This window comes from Flavonifractor sp. HCP28S3_F3 (genome assembly GCF_052065355.1).
Taxonomy (GTDB): domain Bacteria; phylum Bacillota; class Clostridia; order Oscillospirales; family Oscillospiraceae; genus Flavonifractor.
Genome location: NZ_JBQHUF010000006.1, coordinates 144,448 through 152,538 on the forward strand (window position 1 = coordinate 144,448; position 8,091 = coordinate 152,538).

Sequence of the window (8,091 nt, forward strand, 5' to 3'; positions counted from 1 at the left end):
CCGGATTATCCCCGCATCTCCCGCAGGCGGCGGAGGATCCAGGAGTCCTCCAGATCCACCTTGCCCTCTACCGCCTGGAGGGCGATGTGCAGGTGGTCGGTGGTGCGCTCCAGCCGGATGAGCCCGCGCTCGTCAAAAACCTCCAGGCACACCAGGGTGCGCATGACGGTCTCCCGCCGTCCGGCCGAGCGGGCGATGCTCCGGGCCAGCCGGGGAGCGGTCTCCTCCAGAGGGGCGGGGTGGGCGTGGCCCTTCAGATAGCGCCACAGCACCACGAATTCCTCCCGGCTGGGCAGCAGGGCCTCCGCCTCCCCGGGGGTGAGGGCCTCACCCCGGCGGAATTTTTCATATAATGCCCGCTCCGCCTGGGCGCGGGTCAGAGCGGGGCGCAGGTCGCACACCTGCAGCTGCACGGTGCGCCAGCCCCGGTATTCGTTGACTTGTGGGGTAAAGGCCACGTCCACCCGGTCCCCCACGGCCACGGCCGCCTGGGCGGCGGTGGCAGAAAAGAAAATGGCATCGAAGGAACGCCCGCCTGCGGCCAGCTTCAGCTTCAGGTGCCGGCCGCCTCCCACCTCGCTGAGGGCGGTGATCAGGCAGCCCGACAGGGAGAACACCGGCTTGGGATTGCCTGCGCCGTAGGGTTCCAGCAGGTCCAGACTCTCCGCTCCCTCCAGGGTGAGCAGGCCGGGGTCCTCCACCTCGGCGTCGATGTCCAGCACGGACACCATCTCTTCCCCGCCGGTAGCGGCCCGGACGTAGTCATTCATGGCCTGGGCAAAGGCGGGTATGTTCTCCTCCCGGATGGTGAAGCCCGCCGCCAGCTCATGGCCGCCGAAGCCCTCCAGCAGGGGAGCACAGTGCTCCAGCGCGGCGAACAGGTTGAACCCGGCAAAGGACCGGCAGGAGCCCTTGCCTTTGCCGTCCTGGAGGCAGATCATAAAGGCGGGGCAGGAGTACTTGTCGGCCAGGCGGGAGGCCACAATACCGACCACTCCCTGATGCCAGTGTTCCCCGGCCAGCACCAGCGCATACCGCTGCTGCTGGGGCAGAGCCTGGGCCAGGGCCTCACATTCCTCATAGATCTCCGCCTCGATGGCCTGGCGGTCCCGGTTGAGCTGGCACAGCTCCGCCGCCAGCTCCTCGCCCCGGGCGGGACTGTCGGTGAGGAGCAGCTCCCCCGCCAGAGCGGCCCGGCCCATCCGGCCGGAGGCGTTGATCCGGGGAGCCAGGGTATATCCGATGGTGCCGGAGGTGAGGGGCCGCTCCTCCAGACCGGCCTCCCGCAGCAGGGCCTTCAGACCGGGCCGCCTGGTGCGGCGCAGTCCCTCCAGACCCAGACGCACAATGGTGCGGTTCTCTCCGGTGAGACTCATGACATCGGCCACCGTACCCACAGCGGCCAGGTCGGCGTACCGCTCCAGCAGCTCCCGCTGCCGGGCGGGTCCACCCAGGGCCAGCACCAGCTTCAGAGCCACGCCCACCCCTGCCAGACATTTGAAGGGGTAGGGGCAGTCGGAGCGATGGGGGTCCACCACTGCCTCCGCCTGGGGCAGCCGGGACTTGCACTCGTGGTGGTCGGTGATCACCAGATCCACCCCCAGCGCCCGGGCGTGGTCGGCCTCCTCCACGGCGGTGATGCCGCAGTCCACCGTCACCACCAGGCTGACCCCCTCCCGCTGGAGGGTGTCCAAGGCGTCGGTGTTCAGGCCGTAGCCCTCCTCCATCCGGTCAGGGATGTAGGGGATGACCTGCCCTCCCTCACTCCGCAGGAAATCGGTGAGCAGACAGGTGGAGGTGATGCCGTCCACATCATAGTCGCCGTAGACCGCGATGGTCTCCCCTGCCTCCAGGGCCCGGGCTACCCGGGCGGCGGCTTTGTCCATATCTTTCATCAGCAGCGGGTCCCGGAGCTGGCCCAGGCTGGAGTCCAGGAAGGCGGCCGCCTTCTCCGGGGTGTCCAGCCCCCGGGCGCACAGCACCATGGCCGCCAGAGGCGGGATACCCGCCGCTTCCATAGCCCGTCTGCCGCCGGGCGGGCAGGCAGCCCGGTGCCACTGTTTGTATTTCATTGGGCTGCACCACCCTTCTACGCTCAAAATTACCCTTTATTATATCAAATATCGACCTGTGTGACAAGAGGCGGCAAAAAACGTCCCTTTTCAAGATAAGTAGTGATGGCTTAAACTCCGTCGGTTTCACGAAACACGGATGGCTAAGGCGCTGGCCTTGTAGGTAGCATATAGATATGATAAGTTAAAATGAAAAAATTTTATGGCGGGAACATAATATTACGGTCTATCAAAAAAAAGCCATACTGGCAGGCCGAAATGACATGGCTTTGTTTGTAGCTCCATGGTATAATTTTCTCAAAATTATATTGCCAGAGCGACATCGGAAGTGGAGGGGGCATTTTATGAGGCAATTTGGTGTTCAAATGATAGATAATTCTATTTCATCACAATGGTGGAAAAAGATAATGGAACATTTTATAAGAGTCGGAGATACATTTGAAATTCGCTGTTGGAGAGAAGAAACTGCCGAGATTCGGGAAGCTTCTTTATATGGTACCGCCATTGATGATAAATATGAAGTATCCATTAAGGGAATGGTAACAAAAGAGATGCTTGAAAAATTGCTGACAGAAGAACCTACCGATAGAAGCATGTATAACAAAATGACAAAATATTTTACAATTCATGTGGCAAATAATTTATGCGATATCTGGAGCGAGCATTACGGGACAGAGATGGTAATAGATATAATAGCCGATGCGGATATAGAATTTTTTGAGCAGGTAATGGGACAATATCCCGAAAGTTTTAGCATGGGAATAGGCTAACAGCAACTTCCCATTTATTGGGTGATTGACCACCAAATTAAATAATTGAATATCATCAACTAGGGCAGCTGTTTTTATGTCAGAAAGTGGCTGCCCTTTCCAATATGTCTACAGGTGATATTTAGTTAAAATGACGGAATATTTCAATTTTCCTTGATATCACTACTTTCCTTAAAAAGGGAGCAAAAAACCGTCCGTCCCGGGTCCGGGGCGGACGGTTTTGGAATCAATTCAGCAGCTTGCGGCAGTATTGGGTGCACAGCTTGTCGGTGCACTCGGAGCAGAGCAGCGCCGCGTTGGAGTGTTCCCAGAACCGCTCCGGATACATCATCACGCACAGCTCCCACACCAGCCATGCCACAGCCGCCAGGAATACCAGCGAGCGGGTAAAAAAGCCGTCCAGAAAGATCAGGGGCGAGAACATCATCAGATGGTCCCAGTTAAAGATCCGGCAGGTGGTGCAGCAGCGGTTTTTCATGATCAGCCGGAAGGGGCACCAGATCAGCACGCAGATCAGGTCGCAGACATAAAACAGCACCGAGATCATGAACAGGTTCGCCCGGTCCAGCACGCCGGAGTAATACAGCGCCCCTATCCCGGCGATCAATCCGCACCAGAGAAGGAAGACCTTGTAGGCTGCCTTGGCGGTAGTTACGATGTACTGCCGCAGGGCCACGTAGTTGATCTTCTCCCGGATGGGCCGGAACCGGTTGGCAAACAGCTTTTGGGAGCCCAGCGGCACCTTGTTCCGAATGGGGACCACCTGGAGCACCATATCAATGACCCAAATGAGCCACAGCAGGTGGAGGGGAGAGAACTGTCGGAAAAACTCCAGCCCGTTCAGCACCTGGAAGGTGTCCGGCCGGACCAGATAGAGCAGCACGCACAGGACGAACACCAGACAGCGCCCTGCCAGCCGGAAAAATATCGTTTTCTTGTCGCAGACATGTTAACCTTCTTTCGATCTGTGAGACCCTGCCACTGGGCAGGGAGAGGAGCGGACGCACCTGACTCAGGCCAGCTCCAGGTACAGACCGATCAGGTCAATGGTGGCCTTCATCCCATCGAAATGGGTGCGTTCCATGCCGTGGGAGGCATGGACACCGGGACCGATGAGAGCGCCCTTAGCGTCCATACCGGTTTTCCAGGCCACCGACACGTCGGAGCTGTAATGGGGGTAGATATCCACAGCGTAATCCACTCCGTTGGATTTGGCCAGCTCGATCAGCCGGGTCACCATGTCGTAGTCGTAGGGACCGGCGCTGTCTTTGGCGCAGATAGACACCTGATATTCGGTGCAGCTCAGGTCGTCCCCAACGCAGCCCATGTCCACCGCCAACAGCTCGTCCACTGCGGGCAGGGTGGCCCCGCCGTGGCCCACCTCCTCATGGACGGTGAAGCACACCTGGGTGTCGTACCGGGGGGTGAGGCCCTGCTCCTTCATCAGGGTCAGCAGGGTGAGCAGGCAGGCGGCGCTGCCCTTGTCGTCGATGAAGCGGGACTTGAGGAAACCGCTGTCAGTAACAGTAGTCTTGGGGTCAAAGCACACATAGTCCCCGGCGGAGATGCCCAGAGCCTCCACGTCGGCCTTGCTTTTCACTTTCTCGTCGATGCGCACCGCCAGGTCCTTCTCCTCCCGGGGACGGGTGGAGGCGTCGTCAAAGACGTGGGCGGCGGGGGACAGGGACAGGATGGTGCCGGTGTACACCCGACCGTCACGGGTGTAGATCTTGCAGTACTCCCCGTCCAGGGTGGGCAGGATGGGACCGCCTACCTTGGTGATCATCAGCATGCCGTCGGCGGTGATGGAGCGTACCATCAGACCCAGGGTGTCGATATGGGCGCACAGGCCCACCTGCTTGCCGATTTCCCGGCCGGGCAGCGACACGATGAGATTGCCCTTGTTGGTGCGGCGGACGGCGCAGCCCGCGTCCCGGGCGATGCGCTCCGCCTCATCCACCACTTTATGAGTAAAGCCGCTGGGACTGTCGATGGTGAGCAGCCGTTTGGCGGTGTCCATCAGAAGCTCCCGGCAGTTTTGGGTATCCAGCATTTGCATCGTCTCCTCTATTGTAGTAAACTGATTTTATACCAAACCACAGGAGAGATGCAACCATGTCGGAAGAAAAGACCAACGTCATGCGCCTGCTGGATCAGAAGAAGGTGGCCTACACCCCCCACTGGTACGCCCACCCCGACGGAGCGGTGGACGGGGCCAGTGTGGCCGCCATGCTGGGCAAGGACCCGGCGGCGGTGTGCAAGACCCTGGTGACCCAGGGAGCCAGCAAGAAATATTATGTATTCGTCATCCCGGTGCTGACCGAGCTGGACCTGAAGGCCGCCGCCAAGGCGGTACGGGAGAAGTCCATTGAGATGATCAAACAGGCCCAGCTGCTTCCCCTCACCGGTTATGTTCACGGAGGCTGCTCCCCGGTGGGGATGAAGAAGCAGTTTCCCACCGTTTTTGACCAGAGTGTGGAAAACCAGCCCACCATTACAGTGAGTGCCGGAAAGATCGGCTGCCAGGTGGAGGTAGCTCCCGGTGATCTGGCCGCCCTGGTGCGGGGAGCCTTCGCGCCGGTAAGCAAGTAATCAGCCGTCCTCCTCCGGCTCAGCCACCACCAGGATATCTCCCGGGCGGATGACCGTGCCTCCGGTGGGGATGATGGTCTCCAGGCCCCGTCTGATCAGAATGATCAGGCGGGGCTTTGTGTTGGGCAGCTTGCCCACGGGCTGGTTGACCCACTTGTGGCTCCGGTCCACCGCCACCTCCCGCAGGGACAGGTGCTCCCGCTCTTCATAGGCCCGGGCGGCCAGCACCAGCCGGTCCCCCTCCTGAAGCTGGGTGTGGCCCCGTGGTACGATGCCGGAGCCCTCCCGGTCCACCATGGCCACCAGCAGCTCTCCCGGCAGGTCCAGGGCGCTGATGGTCTGGCCACACCAGGGATGGCCTGCCCCCAGACGGACCTCCACGAAGTCGATGTCGCTCTCCTCCTGATAGTCGTTGAAGGTCTTGCCCACGTCGGCGCCCCGGTCGGTCATGGACAGCTTTCCTGCCACCCGGGGCAGCAGAGTGCCCTGGATGGCCATGGACAGCAGCACGATGCAGAAAACCAGATTGAACAGATCATAGCGCATCTCAATGCCGCTGAGTACGGCGGAGATGGCAAACACGATGGAGGCCGCGCCTCTCAGTCCCGCCCATGCCGTGATGCCGATCTGTCCCCAGGGGGCGCGGAAGGGAAGCAGCAGCAGGGTACACACCGCAGGCCGGGCCACCAGGGTCAAAAAGGCCATAATGGCCAGGGCGGGCAGCAGCACCGCAGGCAGCTGGACCGGGGTGACCAGCAGGCCCAGCAGGAAAAAGATCAATACTTGAGCCACATGGGTGACCACATCGAAAAAGTGGACCAGGTAGCGCTTTTCCACCAGCTTGCTGTTGCCCAGCCAGATGCCGCACAGGTAGGCGCTCAGGTAGCCGTTGCCGCCGCAGGCGGCGGGGAGGGCGTAGGCCAGCAGCATGACGGCGAAGAGGAACACCGTCCGGCTCTCCTGGGAGCGGAGCAGGTCCTGCCGCAGCAGCCAGGCCGCCGCCGCGCCGATCAGCAGGCCGCCGCCCACACCCAGCAGCATCTGCCTGGCCAGCAGCAGAGGCAGGGACAGCTCCTCCCCTGCCATCAGGCTCAGACAGGCGGTGGTGAGCATGTAGGAGATGGGGTCGTTGGAGCCCGACTCCATCTCCAGTAGGGAGTCGGTGTGGTGCTTTAAGGCCAGCTTCTTGGAGCGCAGGATACTGAACACCGAGGCGGCGTCGGTAGAGGAGATCACCGAGCCGATGAGCAGGCTCTCCAGCCAGGACAGGTCCAGCACCAGCCAGGCAAACAGGCCCACGGCCAGGGCGGTGCCCGCCACCCCCAGGGTGGACAGCACTGCCGACTGCACCACCACCGGCCGGGCGGCCTGGAGGTTGGTGCCGAAGCCGCCGTAGAACATGATGAAAATCAGACACACCGAGCAGATCAGGTTGACTCCGGCGTAATCGTCAAAGGGGATGCGGAAAATGCCGTTTTCTCCAAAGCACATGCCCAGCGCCAGAAAGATCAGCAGGGAGGGCACAGCCAGCTTTTCCAGAAAACGATTCATTAAAATGCAAATCAAAATCACCGAACCGATGAGCAAAAGTGCGCCGTTCACAGGGTTATCGCCGCCTTTCTCTTAAAAATATACTCTATTGTATCATGAATGCCCTGCCGGGAAAAACATTTTTTCCTGGCAGGGAACTTTTTCATCTGCCTGTCGTCTATAGAACTGTCAAATGAAACCACACAAGGAGGACCTGCTATGAAAAAGCTCGGCACTGCCGCTCTTGCCCTGACCCTGGCCGGGGCCATGACCCTTCCCGCCTTTGCCGCGGAGGACCTGCCCCTGCTCATTTCGGAGAACCCCAACGCCTATGCCACCGCCATCACCCTGAACGGTGAGGCTCTGGATACCACCGGCATCCCCGCCGCCAGCCGGAACGATCTGCTGCCCCTGCGCCTGGTGGCTGAGGCTGACCACGGCTCCGCCTACTGGGATCAGGAGAACAACGAGGGCTGGTTCAACTTCGGCGGCGACAAGATCACCGTCCAGTTTGAGGCCAACACCATCCTGGTCAACGACGTGGCGGTGAACACCACCGCTGAGGTCCATGACGGCGTGACCTATGTCCCCGCTGCCGTGCTGGAGGGCATGGAGGGCTTCACCGTGGCTGTGGAGGATGACTCCGTCACCATTACCACCCCCAACAACGACCCCATGGTCAAGCTGGCCTACTCCATTATGGACAACAGCGAGATGTTCGGGAGCCGGTATGACGAGGACATGCTGGTGGAGTTTTACCAGTTCCCTGTGGACCAGTTCGAGCAGATCGTGGCGTTCTTCCCCATGATCACCAGCCCCGACACCATCATCGTGGGCAAGCTGGCCGACGGCGCTGACGAGAAGGTCGTCACCGATGCCCTGGAGGCTTACCGTCAGAGCCAGGAGGACACCTTCTCCTGGTACCTGGCTCAGCACCTGCCCAAGGTTCAGGATGCCCGCACCGTGATCGAGGATGGCTATGTGTTCTTCTTCATCGGTGAGAAGGCCGACGAGGCCGAGCAGATGTTCCGGGATTTCGTGGCCGCCCAGGCCTGAGCATCCGGAAGGAAGAAAGAGAACCGGGGGGGGGGGGGGCGGGGGGGGGGGGGGCGGGGGGGGGGGGGGGG

Annotated in this window: 7 protein-coding genes; 3 read left to right on the forward strand and 4 right to left on the reverse strand. The window is 60.6% G+C overall.

Features of this window, described 5'->3' with window-relative positions:
* Positions 1–5 precede the first annotated feature (5 nt).
* Positions 6–2,072 carry a single-stranded-DNA-specific exonuclease RecJ gene (recJ, locus tag ACTNB1_RS07905; RefSeq protein ID WP_441168709.1) on the reverse strand — a complete coding sequence of 689 codons (2,067 nt, stop codon included), beginning with the start codon at positions 2,070–2,072 and terminating at the stop codon, positions 6–8.
* A 344-nt stretch (positions 2,073–2,416) separates the two neighbouring features.
* Between recJ and ACTNB1_RS07910 the strand changes: the two genes are divergently transcribed.
* Positions 2,417–2,842: a hypothetical protein gene (locus ACTNB1_RS07910; protein ID WP_087392269.1), complete on the forward strand. Its 426-nt coding sequence runs from the start codon at positions 2,417–2,419 to the stop codon at positions 2,840–2,842.
* Positions 2,843–3,068: 226 nt separating this feature from the next.
* Here the strand turns inward: ACTNB1_RS07910 and ACTNB1_RS07915 are convergent, their stop codons facing one another.
* Positions 3,069–3,740, reverse strand: a complete 672-nt coding sequence (locus ACTNB1_RS07915) for a hypothetical protein (RefSeq protein WP_441168710.1) — start codon at positions 3,738–3,740, stop codon at positions 3,069–3,071.
* A gap of 114 nt (positions 3,741–3,854) precedes the next feature.
* Positions 3,855–4,895: a M42 family metallopeptidase gene (locus ACTNB1_RS07920; RefSeq protein ID WP_441168711.1), complete on the reverse strand. Its 1,041-nt coding sequence runs from the start codon at positions 4,893–4,895 to the stop codon at positions 3,855–3,857.
* A 62-nt stretch (positions 4,896–4,957) separates the two neighbouring features.
* On the opposite strand from ACTNB1_RS07920, the gene ybaK reads away from it, so the two are divergent.
* A complete protein-coding gene (gene ybaK, locus ACTNB1_RS07925; protein WP_441168712.1) occupies positions 4,958–5,434 on the forward strand; it encodes a Cys-tRNA(Pro) deacylase in 477 nt (158 codons plus the stop codon).
* Here the strand turns inward: ybaK and ACTNB1_RS07930 are convergent, their stop codons facing one another.
* Entirely contained in the window at positions 5,435–7,036 is a 1,602-nt protein-coding gene (locus ACTNB1_RS07930; RefSeq protein WP_441168713.1) for a potassium/proton antiporter, read from the reverse strand.
* 147 nt (positions 7,037–7,183) lie between these two features.
* On the opposite strand from ACTNB1_RS07930, the gene ACTNB1_RS07935 reads away from it, so the two are divergent.
* Positions 7,184–8,020, forward strand: coding sequence for a DUF4358 domain-containing protein (locus ACTNB1_RS07935; RefSeq protein WP_441168714.1), 837 nt, complete (start codon positions 7,184–7,186; stop codon positions 8,018–8,020).
* Positions 8,021–8,091 lie beyond the last annotated feature (71 nt).